Genomic DNA, 19,985 nt, shown 5'->3' on the forward strand with positions numbered 1-19,985 from the left:
AAGGGGGCGCTGCCGGTCTTTGTCGCCCGCGCAGGCTGCAGCGGCGAACTAGTCATGCTCGGCCGCAGTCGATGGTCGTAGCTCGCAGCGATTCGCCCGTGCGGAAGTCAAGCTTGGGTTTCTGCCCTAGCCCTTCGGACGCGCCTACTGTGGTGGCGGATACACGTTTTTCGGTGTCGAGCAGCCTCGTTGGGGCTCGCTAGAGCTGAGGGGCAGCTCAGGTCTCAGAATGGCTTCGCCGGCGGCTTTCTCCGACAACACGCCATGGCGCAGACCTTGCGTGGGATTTTTCTATTTGCTCCAACTTGGGGCGCCTTGGGAAGGGATATGTCCATACTAATTACGGGTGTGGTGCGCAGTTTGGCTGCCACCTACCGCTTCCGTTGGGAGGGCCAGCCTGGCGTTCGTGGCCCAGCCGGTCATGAGCACTGTTTGCTGGCGATTTGGCACCAAAACCTATTCGCGGGCATCTTGGCGCAAACCGGACGACGTCATGTGGTGATCGTGTCTCGCTCCGGTGATGGCAACCCGGTTACGCATTTATGTGAAAGCCTGGGCCATACAGTGGCCCGTGGGAGCTCGCGCAGTAAGGGGCGTGATAAAGGTGGACAAGCAGCCAAGCAGGCCATGATCGAGGCCCTGCGCTCAGGCTTGCCCGGGGCGGTGACCGTAGACGGTCCTCGGGGCCCCATCTATCAGGTGAAACCAGGAATTGTAGATATGGCGCGGCAAACCGGGCTGCCCATCATCCCGTATTTGCCAATGCCCAGACAATATTGGAGCTTTAGCAGCTGGGATCGTTTTCGCCTGCCGTATCCGTTTACCCGCATTGATGTGCACTACGGTGAGCCCATTTTCGTGCCGGAGTCGGCCACTGATGCGCAGCTTGTGGAGTATCAAGAGCGGGTGCGGGTCGCCTTGCAAGATCTACAGCTCATGGTGAGCCAGAGCCATCAGCCAGCGCCGAGGCGCGCTTGATCGCACCATAAAAAAGGGGCCTTGCGGCCCCTTCTTTAATCCCACTAGCGCTGATTGGGCAGCGCCAGCGGAAATTCGCATCACCCGATTAAGGGTTCAGATCGAAATCGACCGAGTAGGACACGACAAATTTGAAGTCGTCGTTGCTCAGCCCAGGGGAGCCCTGAGAACCGGTAGATTCGTCTTCTTCGATATCGGTTTTGCTGACCATCAACCCGAAGCCATTTTTGGCGATGGTAACGTTGTAGTCCATGTACCCTTCGATGCCGTTGAAGGCTTCTACGAAATCACCGTCGTGACTACCCACGTGGAAGGAGATTCCGAGACCATTGGCCGTTTCAAAGCCGTAGTCCAGCGACAAGTAGGTGGCTTCGCCAGCTCCAAAGTCTTGGCCGGGGCCTTCTGCAGCTTCGGTATTCGTCAACACGTAAGCGGTAGCACTCAAGCCACCCATGCCTAGGCTGAAGTACACCTCACCAAAGTCAAAGTTGGTGTCGTTATCGTAGTTGTAATACAGGTAACCAACATCCCAAGCGACGGTGTCACCGCCGGAGAGGCCGAAGTACAGATCGTGCTCGTAAGAGTAGTTATCGTCGGCACCGTACTGCACGTTGGAAATCCAGGTGCCAGCGTAGAAGCCTGATTCGTGAGCGTAGTCCATGCCGCCCGAAACAGATGCTTCGTTAGTGGTTTGCGTGAGGCCGCGCCATACGTAGTTGTTGTTGACCGTTAAGTTACCACTTAACTCGGCCATGGCTGATCCACTGACCGCCACCCCCGCGATCAAAGCTGCTTGTGCAAAGCGCTTGCTATTCATCATGGTGATCCCTTCTGTCCAATCGTTGTTTGTTTCAATCGTTGCGATCTGCCTGCTGGCAGTCGGGTCAGGTGGAGCAGGAATCAGGCCAACTTCAATAAAGCATTGATAGAAAATAAGAAAAATACTGTAGAAGCATCTTTAGGCTGCATACCTCTTCAGCCCTGAATGATGCGTATGGCGATGGCGCACCAGAATGGGGCAAGGTCATCGGCAGGCTGCCGTTACACTGCAGGGCCTACTTACTCTGGAGCCGCTTCATGCGTCATAGCCCTATCTGCGTTTGGTTGCTCTTAGCTGGGTGTGTCAGCAGCTCTCACGCCGTTCAAGGCGAAGCCTCCACAGCAGACTGCCGGTCCGTTGTGGAGCACACCATGGCGGAAATGGAGCTTGCGGACCCGCAGTGGTCTGAAGAACGCGCCGCAATTGCTCGTCAAGCGGCGGCGTCAGCCTGTATGAAGGCGTTGCGGCGGCTTGCAGCGGCCGAGTCTGGCACTGCGGAGCAACCTCAGGCTGTCCAAGATCAAGATGACAATATGGGTACCTTTTTGGGGATGCCCAGAAATAAACAATCCGGTGGTTTGCACGGTAAGCCTTATGAGCGCCGGCGCTAAGCCATGCCAGCATCCGCTTTCACGGCCTGGGACTCACCGGGCCCAGCAGTTCAATCAGGGCCTCTAAGTAGGTCTCCAGGTCCACATCCTCGGGGGCGACCGAAGTTGCAGTCATCAAGGCTTGTTGTTGCGCGGCATTGAAGGCCTGCAAAGTGGGGAAGGCGGTCAGAGGGCTGGGAACGATGTCTGGAGGGAACCGGTGCAGTGTGGCTTGCTCGTAGTCGTAAGCAATACCGATTGCCGTGGCCTCATCGAAGCGACGCACAAAGATTTCCATCCCACGCGGTACTCCTACACTTGGATCTACGCCAATGGGAACGACGATACTGCCCATTTGGGTGGTGGAGCCCAAGTCGCAAGTTCGTCCTCCACTGGGGCCGGGTGACAGGATGAAGGCGTCCAGGCGTACGCGCTGACCACGCTCATCGAGCACTGCTTCGCCTTGCTCATCGACTAAGTTGTCCATAATGGACGTCACTTTTGCGCGCTCATCGGCAATGGCTTGGAGCTCATCTGCGGACTGATCTCGGTCTGGGTCGCCCAGCCCGGTGCTGAGCATGAGGGCTGCACTGCGTGGGCCGACCCGCAGGCTTTCAACAATGCCCTGGTCTAATCGGCAGTCTGCACGATCATTGCTGGAGGTCGCCCGGCTACTGCTGACGCAGCGGCGGGCGCTGGTGCCACCCTCGGACTCAAAGACATTGAAATAGTCATTCATGTCGAAGTGGGCGGAGCCAGCCCCCCGACTTTGAAAATTTGGCAAATAAATATCAAAGATATTGGCACCCAGTGCCTTCAGGTCATCGATGGCAGCAGCCATTAGTTCTGCCTGGGCACCCGTGCCGGCGGGGCTGGTGTTGTTGCCCAATTGACGGAGTACGCCGATGTTACGACCAGCGACCCCGTGCTTCTCGCGGTCCAAGAACTGGCCGTAGCTGCTAGGGCGCTGGTCTGCTGGAAACTCTAGAGTTTTGGGGTCGCGTGGATCTACGCTGGCCATGGCCTCGAGCATCAAAGCGGCATCACGGACGGTGCGCGTCATCGGGCCGCCAGTATCACGGGCGTGTGACAGCGGGAAGATCCCATGCTGCGAAATAACCCCAACACTAGGACGAATGCCGACCAGTCCATTGACTGAACTGGGGTGACGAATGGATTGGCAGGTATCGCTACCGGTACCACCGAGGGCAAAGTTGGCGGCTATGGCCGCCCCTGTACCGGAGGAGGAGCCCGCAGGGCTTTCGGCGGTGTTGTAAGGATTACTGACCTGAATGGCCCGTGCGGAAAAGCCCGTGGTGAAGAAGGCAAACTCATCCTGGTTGGCCTTGCCCAATATCAATGCTCCGGCTTGGCGCAATCCGGCCACGGAGTGAGCATCGACCCCGGCTTGGTGCCCCAACATGGCGTAAGAGCCAGACGTGGATGGATGATCGACTGTGTCGTAGTTATCTTTGAGGAGTACGGGCATACAGTGGAGGCTGCGCGAGCCCGGCCCGCTGTCTTGTGCATACAGCTGGTCGAGCTGTATGGCCTGGTTGATGACCTGAGGGTTGATGTAGAGCGCCCCTCGAATGGGCCTGCCACCGTTAGGCTGCGGGTGATCGTTATAAGCCAATATGCGATCGATATACATCTGCGCCAATTTTTCGCAGCTCAAGGTGCTGCCGTCCGCCAACAGCTGCTCACCTGCAAGCGCAGCATGCACGTCGGCCAACGTGGCTTCGACGAGCTCAAAGTGTTTTTCCGGGCTGTGCTCAGACGCGCGCTCCGACTCAGTGGGCCCGCCACCACAAGCGCCGAGCAGCATCAGCAGGCCAAGGATGGCCTCAGGCAAAGCAGAGCGATGTTGAGGCGCAGCATTGTCGGCGCAGGGACGGCGAAGCCTGTAGGGCAGTCGTGTGGACATGACGTTCTCCGCTGCACAATCACCGCAGCATTCAATGAAGGTTCTGAGCCACCCCACCAGCGAAAGCTGTGCCAACTGTTTGTGCGAGAGCGCCCTACGCGCGAAATGGATTGAAGGTCAAAAAAAACCCCGCATAAAGCGGTGGTGAGTTATGCGTGTACACCTATTGCGGCTGACCACAGGTCTCCCGATGGTAGGTCAGACCTAGTTCTATGAAATCAGCGGACGACATCAGGGGACAGCGTCGAGACTGCCGTCAATGACCGGAATGGATACTTCACCTGAAATAGTGGCGGCTGGAACGGCAATGTCGCGTGACCAGGTCACCGGGTACTGGGCATGGAAGCCCAAGATTCGCAAACCAAGCTCATCGCCGGGGGCGAGCCGCTCGGCGACGCCCGTCATGTCTAAGGGTTGTAGATTGTCCCCATGTTGGCCAAAGCCGCGTAGGGGGGTGAGTTGGTCATCAATAATGCTGCGCTGCTGCTCGCCCTGCCGGCGGTGAGTCAGGGCTAGCCAGTAGATTGGATCGCATGAGGCCTGGGCAAGCGGCGCAATGCATTCGCTTTGGCCGATCCCCAGGGCGTCTATCACATTGAGGGCCAGCTGCGGTATGCCCGCAACTACCGCGCCTTCGGCGCCCGCAATGCCGAGCGGGATATCTGCAAGAACCAGGTCACGGGCTACGGTTCCAGTCAGCGAACCAGCCACGGCGAGGGCTGAGTTGAGTTGCGGGGTATTAATATCCACAGAGAAGCCGCGCCCACCCCGTGGGATCCGATCCAACTCGATGGCATCACCCTCGGCTAAGCTCATACAGATGCCATTCAGGTTTGCGGTGATGGCAGAGAAGGCGGCTTCCTGGCCCTTTAAGCTGGCGTCGAACCAAGCCAAAGTGGCACTGTCGAGCGAAATATTGCCGCAGCTGCGAGTGCCGCCGGCGCTTTGGAAGGCCGGTGGAGTCACCAGAGCAAAAGCAGGATCGATTTGGTCGGCTATATCATCGGGCACCGAAGCGGGAAGAATATGGCCGGTTTCATGCGTCAACAATCGCACGCGACTGCCCATTTGGGTTAAGCAGGCGAGATTCGCGGCTGCTTCATTGAAGTTAAACAAGGTGTCACGCATCCCTTGGGTGAGCAGCACATCCACCTTGGGAAGCCGCCGGGAGGGTACCAGCCCTGGATCTGGCATAGCGAGGAGAAAATCTTGCTCCTCCACCTCTAGGCCTTCGCAGTGGTAGACAGGGCTGTGGTACGCGAACAGGTTGCTGGCGGCAGCGGGAAACTCATTACTGAGCAAGCCTTGGACGAGGCTTTCGCGAATAAAGTCATCTTGACGGAACCCGGACCCAGACTCTCCCCCCGCGACCAGGGCCAATACCCAGCCGGACTTAATGACGTTGTTGGGGTTGAGGCTGTAGCGCAGGTCATGCCAGGTGATGTCCGGCGCAAGGGCATCCAAGCGGTTCTTGGGATCAGCGCCCAGAAGCAGAAGTTGGAAACCTCCACCATAGCTGCTGCCATAGGCACCGAGCCGCATATTGCCACTGCTGTCACGGGCGAGGCCGGGTAGGCTTTCTGCCCAGTCCAGAATGTGAATGAGGTCTTGACCCTCAAAATCTGGTGACATGACGCGCACATCACCGCCCGAATCCCCAAAGCCGCGTTGGTCTATGGAGATGACGTAGTAGCCGGCGGCGGTGAGTGCTGCGAGTAAACCGCTACGTTCTTGGATGCGGCTACCGCCGTAACCGTGGCCATGCAGGATGAGCGGGTAGCTACCCCCAGGATCTACCTGATCGGGCTCGAAGAGCTCGAAGGAAATGTTGGCACTATCAACGGGCGAACTAATGACTACATGCTCTTGGGTGCCGCTGCGCGAGGTTGTGACGGGCGGGCTGGAGCCATCATTCCCATTGCCGATTTTGGGTTCGCCGCCGCAGGCAGACAGAAGCACGCCCGCTACGAGGAGCGGGCTGAACACGCGTAGATTGTGCATGGCGTCTCCTCCTGGCGGAATCGCCAGAGGCTCCGTTAAAACGAGTTATTGTTGTCGTAATGGCTGCGGGCTCGTAGCAACGAGCCCGCAGCAGGCTCTACATTTAGAAGGTGAAGCAGGCAAGGGGATCGAAGGGGCAGCCGCTGAAGATGCTATCGCCGCCATCGTCCTCGTTATCAGTGGCAGCCGCGTAGGCACCAACGCAGGCCTGGGAAAGCTCTTCAGCGGTTGCGCTGAGGGCTTCGCCGCCGAGGCGGAAACTAATGTCACCGTTGCTGGCAAAGCTAACACCCACACCACCCACATCGGCCGTAGACAGCAGCAGCTCCCCGGCGCTAGGCGCCGTGCCTGCAGCGGGGTCCACGCTGAGTGGCTCTCCAGTGCCGATACGTACCAACCCAGTGGAGCAGCTTTGATCGGCTAAGTCGTCGAAATTGATCTCGCCGTCGAGCTCCAACACAAATGCAGGGTTGTCCGCGTCGCCAGTGTTGGCCACACCTAAACGGAAGTCCTCGATTTGACTGCGGACTTCGCTGCGGCTGCCATCGGTTTGGGTGCGGCGGTCGCTGCGGTCATCCTTAATGAGCAATTGGTAGCCGTTGTCCATGTCGACGACGCCGATGAAGGTTGCTTGGTCGCTGCGCGTGCTGCTGGTTGTAGTCTCAGCATCGTCGCCTTCACCCTGGGTGCGTTCCTGGACGGTTTCCGTGACCAAGGGGACGATCGTCAGACAACGATCGGCACTGGTTTGAATGTCCTCAGCACAGTCTTCACTAAAGACACCGTCGAGCACAGTGCGATCTACGACTTGCACTTCCACGCTATTGCCTTCGCCGTCGTCCACAGTCTCTGTGCTTTCCACAGAGTTGCGGCAGTTGTCGTAGGTGGTAATGGCCAGGTCTTCATCGAAAGTGACCGAGCCGCCGTCAGCACAGTCTTCGCTGACTTGACCCTCAGTTTCGCCGCTTTGAGGTTGTGGCCGCACTGGGGCCGACTCCGCGACATAGGGCTGGGCGTAGGCCCATACGCTTGCCACGGCCTTAATCACATCATCGCGGCTGTTTAAAGCAACGCTGGGCAGCACAACAACTTCGTCGTTGCTGGCATCGGTGTTGTCGTCATCGTCACATCCGCTCAGTGGTAGCATGCATAGCGCCGCCGAGAGCAATGCCAGTGTCTTCCACGCAGAGGCAGTGGTATTCGCCATGAGATTGGTTGTCCTGTGGTTCTCCAAGCCTAGGATTGTGCGGATTTCCTCGGTTTTTGCAAATCTCCAGGCGTGTTGTTGACGTGACTGTCGGGCTGAGAAGGCGATTCTTGCTGACCTAGCTGTTCCTGTAGGCGCTGAGCAAAGCGGCGGCGAATGCGCCGACGCATCTGCCACCAAGGCAGCACCATGCCCAGCACAAAGGCTGCCGCAGTCATCCACCAGACCGAGTCATTCATGCCAACGCGCTGAGACCACCTACCAGCGCCGCTGTTTGCGCCACCGAAAGCGCTTTAAACATGAGCAATTGGCCAATACCCACCATCAGGCCCAAGCCTGCGCCCACAGCAATGAGCATCCATTCATCTTCTTCAAAGGCCGGGCGCAGCATGGCTTCGAACTGATCCGGCGATAAGGCTCCCAACCGCTCGCTCAAGGTATGCGAGATATCCATGGCCTGCGTCGCGTAGTGGTCCACATGGGCTACGGCCTGGGGCAGGGTGGCGACAAGTCGATCGACCACCTCATTTTTCATGTCGATGTAGCGCTTCGTGCCTACCGTCCAGGCAACAAAGGGTTTGGCCAAGCCCGACTGTTCGTCGATGATGGTTTTGACATGCCGGGAAATCATGCTGAAAACCCGATCCGAATAGGGCCCTTTGAGGACGGCTTCAATGATGTGGGAGGGGGTGACGATTTCGTCCGCAATCAGCTGTGCGTAGTCGCGCGCCACCTCTTGTTGCCGCTTATGAAACAGGCCTTGCACGAGGAAGGGGCCGAAGCGGCGAGGTTGCTGCGGCCTAAAGATCATGCGCAGTGCGATCCAGTTGGTGAGATAGCCCACCAGTAGGCCAAAAAGGGGTAGTTGAAAGTCGGCCTTGAAGAAGGTCCAGCCCACCATCTGTACCAGACCAAAGAGGAAGCCAAAATAGAAGCCCGAGCGCCCAATAAAGGTGAACTCTTCTTTGCCCACCTCCAAAAATACGCGGTTAATCAGCTGTTTATCCCGGCTGAGTGTGGTTACGACCATGTCGGTTAGGTCGAACATTTCATTCACGTTCTCGCGAATTTCAGCCATCACCGACTCCACCACTTCGGGGGCGTCATTCTTAATGCGTGACAGAATCAGCCGGCGCGCAGCCTTGGGCGTGTTTTCCCAAATGACCGGCTCATATTGATACATGACCTCGTCGGTAATGTTCTCAATAATCGAGACAATGGGGCCTTCGATTTCCTCCGTGACCCGCGCCGGGTCCAGGCGCGCGAAGATCTCTTCCTCGGTGACGAGGTGCGGGACAAGGGTGTTGCAGGAGATGGTCGCCATCTTGCCGGCCTTTTTCGGCACGATGCCCTGCCAGCCCAAAAAGGGAGGGATGCCCACAAACTCCAGGGGGTGGAACATCATGCGAATGGCGATGACGTTGGTGACGTAGCCGACAATGCCGCTGGTCAGGGGCATCGACAGATACAGCCACATATTTGCTTGAAAATCGGCCCATGCCTGAGTGAGCATGTTGTAAGTCTCCCCAAATATGATCAGCGCCAACCCTTTGCTGGTCGGGCGCCCTTAGCCAGACCTTTTTGGTCCCTTCGCGGCGGTTCCCGACGCACAATAATCCCATAAGTCGCGGCCATAAGTACTAATGCGCAGGCTTTGTCGTTGCGGGCGCAAGTTGCGGCCCTGGCCGCGACCTTCGCTGATCAGCTTACGAACCTGGGGGTCGCCCTCCAAGGTTTGGTAATCCATCTCCAAGCTTTTGTCTTCCGGCCCGGTTTGTACCAAGCCGAGCTGCTGCATATGCACAATGTGGCGAGGGACATGCTCACGGACCTTGACGGGCGACTTGCGCGCCAGGGTGCAAAAGTGGCCGGCGACGCGCTCACCTCGGCCTAAAGCCGAGGCGGTGACGAGGTGCACCAGGGCGAAGCTGCCACCGTCAGACAGGGCCGCCAACAACAAGGCCTGGTCTGGCGTGAGCTGCAACAAGGTTGCGGTGTAGGCGCAGCGCAGGGCTTCGTCGCGGTGTTGCTCTACGGCCTCATCCAACAGGCTGGACAGCAGAATCTGTGGGTGCAGGCGTTTGGCCAGGCTGGCCGGCGTGTCTTCAATCGCCTCTTTTTCGTCATCATCCAGGTCATGTAGACGATTACGCAGTTCGCGGATGGCGATTTGTTCGGCGCTGGCTAGGGCTTCTGCCGCCAAGTCGGCGCCGGGAAGCCTTGCGGCAAAATTCTGCAAGCGACCAAAAAGACCGCGACCGATTTCCATGGCCGGCACCAGAGCGCTGTCACGATCTCGCTCAGCTGGTGCTGGAAGCTGATCGCGCTTGGCCTGAGTGCGGGCTCGTTTCCGCTTCGTTGACGTGCGTGGTTGAGCCATGGCTTATAGACCTTTGCGGCGGGGCTCAAAGGGCATATCAGCACCTTTGATATTGCGTTTCATCGCCACACGTTGGTTGCGGCCGGTCAGCATTCGGCGCTGCCAACGACGTTCAGCCGCGAGTGCTTCGCCGTTGTCAGCCATCCACGTTTCTTGGAGCAAGTGCTTACTAGCGGCCACAGCATCGGGAGAACCTTGGCTGATGCGATCCAGCAGCTCGCGAGCGCGGGCCTCAGGACTATCATCAACCTCGCTCACCAAGCCCCACTGCTGGGCTTGCGGCGCATCGAAGACTTCGCCAGTCATGCATAAGCGCTTAGCCAGGTCCATGGGAATGAGCTCGCGCAAGGTAATGCTGGCACTCATATCAGGGATCAATCCCCATTTGATCTCCATGATCGACAGTTGGGCCTCAGGAGTTGCAAAGCGAAAGTCGCAGCCTAGGGCGAGTTGTAACCCAGCACCAAAGCAATGGCCTTGAATGACTGCGGCGACCGGAACGGACAAGTTGCGCCAGCCCAGGCAGGCCTGCTGGAAGAGGTTGGTACCGTCACCGCCCGGCTGCAAGAAGCCCTGAATAATGCGCGCGGGTTGACGCGAAAAGGTGGGGAAGTCCAGGCCGGCGCAAAAAGATGGGCCAGCTCCGCGAATGATCACTCCGCGTAGGGTGCGATCGTCCTGAAGCTGTTTTTGCGCGTCTACCCAAGCGCGAAGCATGGGCCAGTCCACCGCATTGCGTTTTTCAGGTCGGGTGAGGGTCACGATGGCGAGTGCGCCCTCGCGCTCGATGCTGAGACGATCACTCATGAGTTTGGCGCTTGGTTGCGAATATCGAAGCGCAGCTCAAGGGTCTGGCCGGAGCGTAGCCGGATACGGCCTGAACGCTGACTTCCGAGTTCAAACGCCTCTTCCACACCCATCAACATGAGATGGGTTCCGCCAGGCTGCAGCTGAACTGTTTGCCCTGCGGGAAGGGGTAGGGACTCGAGTGGGCGCATGCGCATCATGCCCTCAGAGTGGCTCATGCTGTGAACCTCGGCTTTGCCTACACCCGGGATCTCCACGGCAACGACCGCGTCATCCTCAGAGCTGGTGTTGCGTAGCGTCAAATATCCGGCGCTTACTTTGGAGCCGGGCACACTAGCGCGAATCCATGCGCTTTCGGCTTGCACTCCGCCATCTGGCGAATTTGCGGCTCCACAAGCCAATAGCGCAGCTGCAGCGAATACGAAGCCGATGAAGTTCAGTAGGCGCATGGGGTCACCGCGACAATAAAAACACCGCGCATGGTACTGCGAGCTGCAAAGCTGTGCTTAGCCGAGCGTGTTTGACGGTGGTCTATGCCTTGCAGTGCTTGGAGCTGAATTTTCACTGCCTTTGGTTCTGGGCCAGCGGCTACAGGAGACTTCTCTGCCGATGGATATACGCGCTGTTCTGCAATTAATGCATACGCAGAAAGCCTCTGATGCCTTCTTGAGCGCGGGTGCTCCGCCCCATGTGCGGATTGACGGGCGTAGTCATGTTGTGAAAACCGCAGCGCTCACGGCTGCGCAACTGCGCGAGGTGGGCTTTGGGATGATGACCGAAGCGCAGCAAAAGGAGTTTGAAGTCCAACAGGACATCAGTTTTGCTGTGGTGCTGTCAGGCTTAGGTCGCTTCCGTGTGAGTTTGTACATGCAGCGTGCAGAAGTCGCGATGGCAATACGCCGCATTCCCGCGCAAGTGCCACAAATTGATCAGTTGGGCCTGCCAGAGGTGGCGAGTCGGGCCGCCATGTTTCAAAGCGGTCTGGTCCTCGTGGTTGGAGCGGCCGGATCGGGTAAGAGCACCACCTTGGCGGCTATGGTGCGGCATCGCGCTGAACGGGCTGGCGGCCATATTCTGACCATTGAGGATCCGGTGGAATATGTGCACCAACATGCGCGCTCCATCGTCGATCAGCGTGAGGTTGGCTTAGATACGCCCAGCTTCGCTCAAGCGCTGCGCAGTGCAATGCGCCAATCTCCAGACATGATTGTCATTGGAGAAATTCGTGACCGGGAGTCGGCACAGCATGCACTCATGTTTGCCGACACAGGACACCTCTGCCTGGCGACTCTGCATGCCACCTCCGCCAACCAAGCTTTGGAGCGGATGGTGAATATGTTCCCCGAGCATGCGCGAGAGCAGCTGTTTCAGGACTTGGCCTTGCACCTCAAAAGTGTCATTGGGCAGCGCCTGCTCCCCGCCGAAGGTGGTGGTCGTGTATTGGCCACGGACTATTTTGCGCGTAGCGCCTATTTAGCGGACTTGATTCGCGACGGCCGCGTTGGAGACATTCGCGACGCCATGGAGCGGGGGCCGGATGAACAGATGCAAAGTTTTGACCAGACCTTGTATGCCTTATATCGGCAGGGGCGTATTTCCTTACGCAATGCCCTGCACTATGCCGAGTCACAAACCAATTTGGGGCTGAAGATCCGCCAAGCGGACCGGCACATGATGGAAACTGCGCCTCTACTCACGGTGCATGAAGCCGCACCGGACGAGCTGAGCTCCTGAGGCAAAAGGGCGAGTACTACGCCTGGGTTTAACGGCCTGGGGTAAACATCTGCTGATGAAATTTCAGGCTGATTTGTTCCGCACTCTGCTCAGGCTGCACTTGGTAGTCGAAGCGTAGCGTTTCCAGGTGGGTATAAGAAAAGGTCACCAAAGTGTAGATGGCGTCTTTGGTCTCAACCCGTCGCTGCTCCTCAATTTTGGTTTGCCCAACGAGGTTGCGAATGGTGCCTTCCGCACTGTGATCGTAACTCTTCACCGGCCCCTGGGCTTTTTGCAGATTGAGCATCAGCAAACCGCGACGCTTACTGCGACGCACGCCATAAGTCTTGGCCACATCTGGCGTCAGTTCGGTGGTGTTCAGGGTCATATAGTGCAGTACCCAATCACCACTACGGATGGCTTGCTCAGCGGATGCGGTCCCCGCCCACAGCGCGCCTAGTACCGCAAAAACAGTCCACCAGCTTTTCATTCTCCGGCTCCTTCCAACAAATACAAGCCTACTTCCGCCCTTAAATTCGGCCAGATGCGGGCTCCAGCGTTGTGCTGATGATTAGCATCAGTGACCGCGCGGCGAACGATGGCAAAACCTTCCTCCGCACACAGGGCTTCAAAGTCTTTCAATGTGCATAAATGAATGTTCTGGGTGTCATACCAATGTGCAGGAAGGCTGCGCGTTCTTGGCATGCGGCCATTGAGGAGCAGGCCCAGGCGGGTACTCCAATGCCCAAAATTTGGAAAGGTCACAATGCCTTGGCGGCCCACGCGCAGCATGTCGCGGAGCAGGGCATCAGGAGCCTCCACCACCTGCAAGGCCTGGCTGAGGATGACGACGTCGAAACTTTGGTTGCGAAAATCGTCCAAGCCCGCGTTAAGGTCGCGCTGGATCACATTCACGCCATGGCCTAAGCATTGTTGGAGCTTGTCTGGGTTCAGCTCCAAGCCATAGCCCTGCACCTGACGTTGTTGCTGCAGGTACGCCAGTAAGGCGCCGTCGCCACATCCCAGGTCCAAGACTCGAGCCCCTGGCTGCACCCACTGGCTGACGACTGCGAGGTCGCTACGCAAGCTGTTGGGTGTGATGACGCTGTTCATGCACAGTCCTCGGCCACGCGGCGCATGTAAGCACTAAAAATTTGCAGATATTCAGGAACCGGGACCAAGAAGTCGTCATGCCCCAATGGCGAGTCAATACAGGCGTAGCTCACCGAGCGTCCGGCGCGTACAGCTGCCTGCATAATTTCTTCGCTGCGTTGCGGGGAAAAGCGCCAGTCCCGCGAAAAGGCCAGAAGCAGCAGCTGTGCCTGCATGCGTTCCATCGCGGCAACGAGGTCCCCGCCATAGTCTCGTGCGGGATCGAAGTAATCCAAGGCCTTGGTCATGCGCAAGTAAGTATTGGCATCGAACTGATCAATAAAGCGGCTGCCTTGATAGCGCAAATAGCTCTCCACCTGAAACTCAGGCTCAAAGCGATATTGCGGTTGGCCACTCATCAGCTCCCGCCCAAATTTATCCGCCATGGCACTATCACTGAGATAGGTGATGTGCCCCAGCATACGAGCCAATGCCAAGCCTCGGGCCGGGCGAGCGCCATACTTGAGGTAATGCCCGCCGTGGAATTCTGGGTCGGTCAGGATGGCCTGCCGGGCAACCTCATTGAAAGCAATATTCTGCGTGGACAAGCGCGGAGCAGCGGCAATGGCGACCACATGCGCGACAAGCTCCGGATAATCAATACCCCACTGTAGGGCTTGCATTCCTCCCAGCGAGCCACCGACGACGGCTTGCCATCGGGGGATGCTCAGGCGCTCTCGTAGACGATCTTGGGATCGCACCCAATCACGTACGGTCACTATGGGGAAATCTGGCCCCCAAGGGGCATCGCCGGTTGGTCCAGTGCTTAACGGGCCCGTGGAGCCAGAGCACCCGCCGATATTGTTCAGGGCTACCACATGGAAACGATTGGTATCGATGGGCTTGCCGGGGCCAATACAGGCATCCCACCAGCCGGGCTTGCGATCATCGGCATGGTGAATGCCGGCGGCATGATGGTTCCCCGACAAGGCATGGCAGATCAGCACCGCATTACTGCGCTTGGCATTGAGTTGCCCGTAGCGCTCGATACGCAGGGTGTAATGCGGAAGTTCACTGCCACAATCCAAGGGCAGCGGCTCTGCGAAGTGAATATCCTCGGGTTGGACTAACCCGACTGACCCGGGTGCAGCAGTCATGCGCAGGAACTAGCGCAGAACGGGTGCCAATGGCACCAAAATCGATAAGACCTGCAAGACGATGATCACGAGAAGCGGAGAGAGGTCCAGTCCACCGATGGGGGGCAGGCGACGCCTGACCGGTCGCAGCAAAGGCTCATTCAGGGCAAAGAGCAGGCCATAAGCGGGGCTGTGACCTGCGGCCCCAAACCAGCTCATCACGGCCTGAATCAAAATACTGAAGGTGTAGAAGGTCATGAACATCAGGACGAGCTTGAGTCCGGCCAGCACGATCACCGTAGGCGACCAAGCCACTGCTAGCAGTGCAAAGTCCAAGCTCAAATTGACCACCAATACCACCCAAGCAAAGACCAGGGTTGCCAGATCCCAACTACGCCAGCGCGGAATCCAGCGTTGTAGAGGTTGCACCACAGGGTTGGTGACCCGCCAGATGAACTGGGCCAAAGGGTTGTAGAAGTCGGCGCGACTGGCTTGCAGCAAAAACCGCGCAATCAGCGTGTATACATACAGGCCGAACACGGTATTGACTAAAAATAGCGAGGCGTCGTTTAGCGGACTCATGATTCAACCGATGATGACACGAAGCAGCGAGAGCGAAACACTGAGATTGTGTCAGATCGGCTCGCGCTCGTGGCCTTGGGCATTGTGCAATAAAGCATGCGGAAGAGCTTGGGCGACCAGGGTTTAGTCGGCGTCAAGTTGTTGTGTGAGCTCCTCGGCGCGGGCAATTGCTGCATCAGCGACCTTGTCCCATAGGCCGGCAAAATCATGATCGATGAGCACCTGCAGAGCCGCCGCTGTGGTGCCGTTGGGCGAGGTCACCTTGCGCCGGAGCTCGCCAGGAGCGGTGCCGGTTTGATTGACGAGCTGGGCTGCGCCCATGGCGGTTTTGCGTACTAACTCGGCGCTGCGCTCCGCAGATAAGCCCAGACGCAGGCCCACTGCCTCCAGGTGCTCCATCATGGCGAAGTAGTACGCAGGGGCGCTACCCGCTAAGGCAATGACAATGTCGATTTCATGCTCGGCATCACACCATTGCACGGCGCCCACGCTCTGCATGGCCTGGGTGGTGGCCTTTTTTTGCTCGGCGGACACCTCGGCAGAGGCAAACAATCCGCTCATGCCATAGCCCACCAGTGAGGGGGTGTTGGGCATGCAGCGCACGGTGGGTAAAGGCCCTCCGGCAAAGCGTTGAAGCTGTTCTACGTTCAGGCCGGCCGCCACCGACACGAGGAGTGGTTGCTGCTCTGCCAACAGGCCCTGCAGGGGCTGCAGCATCTCCCGCATTTGATAAGGCTTGACCGCGAGCATCACCATAGGCGCTTCCCGGATGACTCTGGCGTTGTCGCACACGGCATGCACGCCGTAATCGGCTTCCAGCCGAGCCCGGGTCTCCTCGCTACGCACGCTCACGATGATGGACTGGGGGGCAAAGCCTTGCTTGATCATGCCGCTGAAGATGGCTTCGGCCATGTTGCCGCCGCCGATAAAACCAATGCGAATGCTATTCGTCACTCTGTTGCTTCTCTTGCGTAGAAATTCATCAATCGGCCGCACACCATAACAATGTCTGAGCCGCGGATTGGGTATGCTGCGGGATTAGGTCGCCAGTCGGACGGAGCCGATGTCACCGGATTACCCCGCTATGATCGCTGCGGCAAATGTCTACGCGGTCGCCAGCAAAAGCCCATTGGAACGGGCACCCAAGCTGAGTCAACGCCTGGGCCACGAGGTGTATTTCAAACGCGAGGATCTGCAAGAGGTTCGCTCGTTCAAGTTGCGTGGTGCCTACAACATGGCGGTGTCCTTAAGTCCGCAGCAGCGCGCACGCGGGGTCATCGCGGCTTCTGCCGGCAATCATGCTCAAGGCTTGGCCCTGGCAGGACGTGAGCTGGGCATGCGGGCCGTGATTGTCATGCCGCGTACCACGCCTTCCATCAAGGTGGATGCGGTGCGCGCCCTCGGCGGCGAGGTGATTCTGCATGCGGACACCTTTGACGAGGCCAATGCGCATGCGCAGGGTATGGCAGAGGAGCAGGGTCTCACCTACGTGCCACCTTATGACCACCCCTTAGTGATCGCCGGGCAGGGCACGGTGGGGCGCGAAATTCTAGAACAGTGCCCCACGCGACCGGATGCCATATTCGTACCCGTTGGCGGCGGAGGGTTGTTGGCCGGAATCGCGGCTTGGGTGAAGGCACACTCTCCCCAGACCCGCATCATCGGAGTCGAGCCAGACGATGCGGCGTGTTTGGCTGCTGCCATGGCGGCTGGGCAGCCGGTCACCTTGCCCCAGGTGGGGTTGTTCGCTGATGGGGTGGCGGTTAAACGCATTGGCGAGCATACCTTTGCGGCAGCGCAATCCCTGGTGGACGAGGTCATTACCTGCAGCGTGGACGAAATTTGCGCAGCTGTGCGCGATGTCTTTGAAGATAACCGCAGCATGCTGGAACCTGCCGGGGCGCTGTCGGTGGCCGGACTGAAGGCCTATGGAGAAAAGTATCCCGGGCTGCGTCAGCAGACCTGGGTGAGTATTAACTCAGGCGCCAATGTGAATTTTGACCGTCTACGGCATATCGCGGAGCGGGCAGAGTTGGGTGAGCATCGCGAAGCATTATTGGCGGTCACCATTCCGGAGGAGCCAGGCAGCTTCCTGCGCTTTTGCAAAATTTTGGGCCGGCGGGCCATCACCGAATTTAATTACAGACTCGCGGATGCTTCCGAAGCCCATGTGTTTGTGGGGGTGAAGCTCAGCTCTGGTACCGCAGAGTGCGCACGCATTGTGGCTGAACTGCGGGAAGCTGGTCTCACCGTGGCCGATCTATCCGGCGATGAGATGGCGAAGGTACACATTCGTTATATGGTTGGCGGCCGGTCGGCGCAGGCCCATGATGAGCACTTGTTTCGATTCGAGTTTCCCGAACGACCGGGTGCCCTATTGGACTTTCTTGAAGCGGTCGCCAATCGTTGGAACATTAGCCTGTTCCACTACCGTAATCATGGCGCAGCCTACGGCCGAGTCCTTTGCGGAATGCAGGTTCCTGAGGCGGATCTTGCGGCGTGTCGGGAAGTCATGGACCGAATCGGTTATCGCTACAGCGAAGAAACGCAAAACCCGGCTTACCGCTTGTTTTTATCCTAGGGCGGCTTAGTGCCCAATCGGGGCTTTGCCCCAGGGTTCTTTGCCTCAACCTGGGTGCTGAGGCTGGAGCGGCTGCGCCGCTGCGCATGGACCACCACGTGGACGTGCAGATTTCACTACGCCCTACGGTCAGGGCTCACTACAGACAATCACGGACAAAGCGCCGACTGTAGAGAGGCGCTGGGAAGCAGCGTGAGAACCGACGTCCTCCGCGGGCGCCATGAGCGATCGCGGACAGAACACTTGGAGAACCCATGAATAAACAGCTTGCGAGCTTAGCGCTCGGTCTGGCCGTGGTAGGCGGTGCGCAGGCCGCTATTGACGAAGGCCGCATTCACGGCCAGTACATTGTGACTATGGATGCCGCGCAGGTCAGTGACATCAGCTCGACCGTTCAATCCCTCTTGGCTGGCATCCCGGGTAGCCAGCTGTTATTTGAATACGACACTGTGCTGCAGGGCTTTGCCGTGCGCATGGACGCCACACAGGCTCAGCTCTTGGCTCAAAATCCCCTGGTCAAGGCTATTGAGCAGGATCACCAAGTGGTGGCTTTTGGTACGCAAACCAATGCAACTTGGGGTTTGGACCGTGTTGACCAAGAGGATCTGCCACTGGATGGGAGTTACACCTACCCAGCTTCGGCTGGAAGCAGTGCCCATGTGTATGTCATTGATACTGGCATCAACCCAGATCATGCTGAATTTACAGGCCGGGTAGGTGCTTCGCGTAACTTTGTGTCCAGCGGGCTATTCTTCGCGCCGGACCCCGACGCTTGGCAGGACTGTGAAGGCCATGGAACCCACGTTGCGAGTACGGCCATGGGGACCACTTGGGGGGTTGCCAAAAGTGCCACTGTGCATGCAGTTCGCGTGCTGGATTGTTTGGGCTCGGGCTCCGGTAGTGCCATTATTGCTGGCATGGAGTGGGTGGCGGAAAACGCCGAAAAACCAGCTGTGGCAAACCTCAGCTTGGGAACGCTGAACGGGCGTTCAAGTGCGCAAGAAGAAGCCGCCCGTAATCTTTATGCAGCGGGGGTACTTCCCGTGGTTGCCGCGGGTAACGATAGTGCGAATGCGTGCAACACCTCACCAGCCGCAGAGCCTCTGGCATTGACCGTTGCCTCTAGCGACAGTGCTGACCGCCAGTCATCCTTCTCAAACCACGGTAGCTGTGTTGATATTTTCGCGCCTGGTTCGAGCATTCGCGCGGCCGATCACAACAGCAACGCCGGCTCCAAGCTGCTCAGTGGTACGTCCATGGCGGCGCCGCATGTGGCCGGAGCTGTGGCCATCGAGCTCGACCAAGCTCCGAGTCTGAACGCCGCTCAGGTCAGCGATGTGGTGGTCGCTCAGGCAACGCCGGGAACCCTGACTCAGGTCAGCGCTGGGACGCCGAACTTGCTGCTATATGTGCCGGCCGACGGTGGTGGTAGTGAGCCTGTCGATCAGCCACCAGTCGCAGCCTTCGACAGCACTTGCGATGCCTTGAGCTGTAGTTTTGACGCCAGCGCGTCTAGCGATGATGGCACCAACTTGGCATACGCCTGGGACTTCGGCGATGGCAATGTCGCCTCCGGAGTGGCCGTAAGCCACAGCTTTGGCAGCGATGGTAGCTACACCGTGCGCCTGACGGTCACCGACAGTGCTGGTCAATCCGACTCGCAAACAGAGACGCTGGAGGTGAGCGCTGCGCCTGCGGGTTGCTCCGGTTGCACGGAATACAGCGGCACGCTCAATGGCTCTGGCGATAGCGATATTCATCCTGAAGGAGGCTTCGACTTCCCTGGCGGCACGCTGAGCGGTGAACTCGTGGGCCCCTCAAGCGCTGACTTCGATCTGCGTTTGCAGCGTTATGGGTGCGGCTTCCTCTTCGGCTGTACCTGGAGCAATGTGGCCAGTGCGACGACCAGCAGCAGCAATGAGTCCATCAGCTATAACGCCTCCAGCGGGACCTATCGCTGGTTGGTTGAATCCTATGCGGGGTCTGGCAGCTACCTACTGACGGCAACCCCGCAGTAACCCAACAACAGCGCTGATATTAGGTGCTGCAAATAACAAGGCCGCCCATTCGGGCGGCCTTTTTGTTTCTCGCACAATGGCTTGGCTTGAGTCCGTCATCCCTTACTGGGCATTGGCTTGGGATGTTGGTCTGCTAGGTCGCAGTCCTCCGCG

The 19,985-nt window shown here is 58.3% G+C and carries 19 protein-coding genes; 5 read left to right on the top strand and 14 right to left on the bottom strand.

Annotated elements, in window-relative coordinates; translation table 11 throughout:
- The first annotated feature begins 327 nt into the window (after positions 1-327).
- Entirely contained in the window at positions 328-978 is a 651-nt protein-coding gene (locus KI787_10740) for a lysophospholipid acyltransferase family protein (GenBank protein MBV6630430.1), read from the top strand.
- Positions 979-1,066: 88 nt separating this feature from the next.
- On the opposite strand, the gene KI787_10745 is transcribed toward KI787_10740, so the two are convergent.
- Entirely contained in the window at positions 1,067-1,798 is a 732-nt protein-coding gene (locus tag KI787_10745) for a TorF family putative porin (protein MBV6630431.1), read from the bottom strand.
- Positions 1,799-2,055: 257 nt separating this feature from the next.
- Here KI787_10745 and KI787_10750 point away from each other — a divergent pair, with 257 nt between their 5' ends.
- Positions 2,056-2,409, top strand: coding sequence for a hypothetical protein (locus KI787_10750; protein MBV6630432.1), 354 nt, complete (start codon positions 2,056-2,058; stop codon positions 2,407-2,409).
- Positions 2,410-2,428: 19 nt separating this feature from the next.
- On the opposite strand, the gene KI787_10755 is transcribed toward KI787_10750, so the two are convergent.
- From KI787_10755 to KI787_10790, 8 genes are all read right to left on the bottom strand, one after another.
- Positions 2,429-4,315, bottom strand: coding sequence for a hypothetical protein (locus tag KI787_10755; protein ID MBV6630433.1), 1,887 nt, complete (start codon positions 4,313-4,315; stop codon positions 2,429-2,431).
- Between the two features lie 231 nt (positions 4,316-4,546).
- The gene (locus tag KI787_10760; GenBank protein MBV6630434.1) at positions 4,547-6,316 is read right to left on the bottom strand and encodes an alpha/beta fold hydrolase; all 1,770 of its coding nucleotides are present in this window, start codon (positions 6,314-6,316) and stop codon (positions 4,547-4,549) included.
- Between the two features lie 103 nt (positions 6,317-6,419).
- Positions 6,420-7,523, bottom strand: a complete 1,104-nt coding sequence (locus KI787_10765) for a hypothetical protein (GenBank protein ID MBV6630435.1) — start codon at positions 7,521-7,523, stop codon at positions 6,420-6,422.
- A gap of 29 nt (positions 7,524-7,552) precedes the next feature.
- Positions 7,553-7,762 carry a hypothetical protein gene (locus tag KI787_10770; GenBank protein ID MBV6630436.1) on the bottom strand — a complete coding sequence of 70 codons (210 nt, stop codon included), beginning with the start codon at positions 7,760-7,762 and terminating at the stop codon, positions 7,553-7,555.
- Positions 7,759-9,036 carry a DUF445 family protein gene (locus KI787_10775; GenBank protein ID MBV6630437.1) on the bottom strand — a complete coding sequence of 426 codons (1,278 nt, stop codon included), beginning with the start codon at positions 9,034-9,036 and terminating at the stop codon, positions 7,759-7,761. Before KI787_10775 ends, KI787_10770 begins: the two co-directional genes overlap by 4 nt.
- Before the next feature lie 54 nt (positions 9,037-9,090).
- The gene (locus KI787_10780) at positions 9,091-9,903 is read right to left on the bottom strand and encodes a DUF4393 domain-containing protein (protein MBV6630438.1); all 813 of its coding nucleotides are present in this window, start codon (positions 9,901-9,903) and stop codon (positions 9,091-9,093) included.
- Between the two features lie 3 nt (positions 9,904-9,906).
- Positions 9,907-10,710 carry a crotonase/enoyl-CoA hydratase family protein gene (locus tag KI787_10785; GenBank protein ID MBV6630439.1) on the bottom strand — a complete coding sequence of 268 codons (804 nt, stop codon included), beginning with the start codon at positions 10,708-10,710 and terminating at the stop codon, positions 9,907-9,909.
- Positions 10,707-11,159, bottom strand: coding sequence for a copper chaperone PCu(A)C (locus KI787_10790; protein ID MBV6630440.1), 453 nt, complete (start codon positions 11,157-11,159; stop codon positions 10,707-10,709). The genes KI787_10785 and KI787_10790 overlap by 4 nt, the downstream gene beginning before the upstream one ends.
- A gap of 160 nt (positions 11,160-11,319) precedes the next feature.
- On the opposite strand from KI787_10790, the gene KI787_10795 reads away from it, so the two are divergent.
- Positions 11,320-12,444 (top strand): PilT/PilU family type 4a pilus ATPase, encoded by a 1,125-nt coding sequence (locus tag KI787_10795; GenBank protein MBV6630441.1) that lies wholly within the window; start codon positions 11,320-11,322, stop codon positions 12,442-12,444.
- A gap of 28 nt (positions 12,445-12,472) precedes the next feature.
- On the opposite strand, the gene KI787_10800 is transcribed toward KI787_10795, so the two are convergent.
- The 5 genes from KI787_10800 to KI787_10820 all read right to left on the bottom strand — a co-directional run bounded on the left by KI787_10800 (position 12,473) and on the right by KI787_10820 (position 16,187).
- On the bottom strand, positions 12,473-12,913 hold the full coding sequence (locus KI787_10800; GenBank protein MBV6630442.1) for a DUF4426 domain-containing protein: 441 nt from the start codon (positions 12,911-12,913) through the stop codon (positions 12,473-12,475).
- On the bottom strand, positions 12,910-13,509 hold the full coding sequence (gene metW / locus KI787_10805; GenBank protein MBV6630443.1) for a methionine biosynthesis protein MetW: 600 nt from the start codon (positions 13,507-13,509) through the stop codon (positions 12,910-12,912). Before metW ends, KI787_10800 begins: the two co-directional genes overlap by 4 nt.
- Before the next feature lie 23 nt (positions 13,510-13,532).
- Entirely contained in the window at positions 13,533-14,672 is a 1,140-nt protein-coding gene (locus tag KI787_10810) for a homoserine O-acetyltransferase (protein MBV6630444.1), read from the bottom strand.
- Between the two features lie 9 nt (positions 14,673-14,681).
- Positions 14,682-15,233, bottom strand: coding sequence for a YggT family protein (locus KI787_10815; GenBank protein MBV6630445.1), 552 nt, complete (start codon positions 15,231-15,233; stop codon positions 14,682-14,684).
- A 123-nt stretch (positions 15,234-15,356) separates the two neighbouring features.
- Positions 15,357-16,187 (bottom strand): pyrroline-5-carboxylate reductase, encoded by an 831-nt coding sequence (locus KI787_10820; protein MBV6630446.1) that lies wholly within the window; start codon positions 16,185-16,187, stop codon positions 15,357-15,359.
- A gap of 109 nt (positions 16,188-16,296) precedes the next feature.
- On the opposite strand from KI787_10820, the gene ilvA reads away from it, so the two are divergent.
- Entirely contained in the window at positions 16,297-17,814 is a 1,518-nt protein-coding gene (ilvA, locus tag KI787_10825) for a threonine ammonia-lyase, biosynthetic (GenBank protein MBV6630447.1), read from the top strand.
- A 254-nt stretch (positions 17,815-18,068) separates the two neighbouring features.
- Positions 18,069-19,832, top strand: coding sequence for a S8 family serine peptidase (locus KI787_10830; GenBank protein ID MBV6630448.1), 1,764 nt, complete (start codon positions 18,069-18,071; stop codon positions 19,830-19,832).
- The last annotated feature ends 153 nt before the right edge of the window (positions 19,833-19,985 follow it).

It is taken from the genome of Oceanococcus sp. HetDA_MAG_MS8 (genome assembly GCA_019192445.1).
Lineage (GTDB): Bacteria > Pseudomonadota > Gammaproteobacteria > Nevskiales > Oceanococcaceae > MS8.

Excerpts from the sequence above, each read along its gene's own strand:
- KI787_10810 (MBV6630444.1), bottom strand. The coding sequence starts at position 14,672 with ATGACTGCTGCACCCGGGTCAGTCGGGTTAGTCCAACCCGAGGATATT.
- KI787_10795 (MBV6630441.1), top strand. The coding sequence starts at position 11,320 with ATGGATATACGCGCTGTTCTGCAATTAATGCATACGCAGAAAGCCTCT.
- KI787_10785 (MBV6630439.1), bottom strand. The coding sequence starts at position 10,710 with ATGAGTGATCGTCTCAGCATCGAGCGCGAGGGCGCACTCGCCATCGTG.
- KI787_10775 (MBV6630437.1), bottom strand. The coding sequence starts at position 9,036 with ATGCTCACTCAGGCATGGGCCGATTTTCAAGCAAATATGTGGCTGTAT.
- ilvA (MBV6630447.1), top strand. The coding sequence starts at position 16,297 with ATGTCACCGGATTACCCCGCTATGATCGCTGCGGCAAATGTCTACGCG.
- KI787_10740 (MBV6630430.1), top strand. The coding sequence starts at position 328 with ATGTCCATACTAATTACGGGTGTGGTGCGCAGTTTGGCTGCCACCTAC.
- KI787_10790 (MBV6630440.1), bottom strand. The coding sequence starts at position 11,159 with ATGCGCCTACTGAACTTCATCGGCTTCGTATTCGCTGCAGCTGCGCTA.
- KI787_10815 (MBV6630445.1), bottom strand. The coding sequence starts at position 15,233 with ATGAGTCCGCTAAACGACGCCTCGCTATTTTTAGTCAATACCGTGTTC.
- KI787_10830 (MBV6630448.1), top strand. The coding sequence starts at position 18,069 with ATGAATAAACAGCTTGCGAGCTTAGCGCTCGGTCTGGCCGTGGTAGGC.
- KI787_10780 (MBV6630438.1), bottom strand. The coding sequence starts at position 9,903 with ATGGCTCAACCACGCACGTCAACGAAGCGGAAACGAGCCCGCACTCAG.
- KI787_10770 (MBV6630436.1), bottom strand. The coding sequence starts at position 7,762 with ATGAATGACTCGGTCTGGTGGATGACTGCGGCAGCCTTTGTGCTGGGC.
- KI787_10765 (MBV6630435.1), bottom strand. The coding sequence starts at position 7,523 with ATGGCGAATACCACTGCCTCTGCGTGGAAGACACTGGCATTGCTCTCG.
- KI787_10800 (MBV6630442.1), bottom strand. The coding sequence starts at position 12,913 with ATGAAAAGCTGGTGGACTGTTTTTGCGGTACTAGGCGCGCTGTGGGCG.
- KI787_10745 (MBV6630431.1), bottom strand. The coding sequence starts at position 1,798 with ATGATGAATAGCAAGCGCTTTGCACAAGCAGCTTTGATCGCGGGGGTG.
- KI787_10755 (MBV6630433.1), bottom strand. The coding sequence starts at position 4,315 with ATGTCCACACGACTGCCCTACAGGCTTCGCCGTCCCTGCGCCGACAAT.
- KI787_10750 (MBV6630432.1), top strand. The coding sequence starts at position 2,056 with ATGCGTCATAGCCCTATCTGCGTTTGGTTGCTCTTAGCTGGGTGTGTC.
- KI787_10760 (MBV6630434.1), bottom strand. The coding sequence starts at position 6,316 with ATGCACAATCTACGCGTGTTCAGCCCGCTCCTCGTAGCGGGCGTGCTT.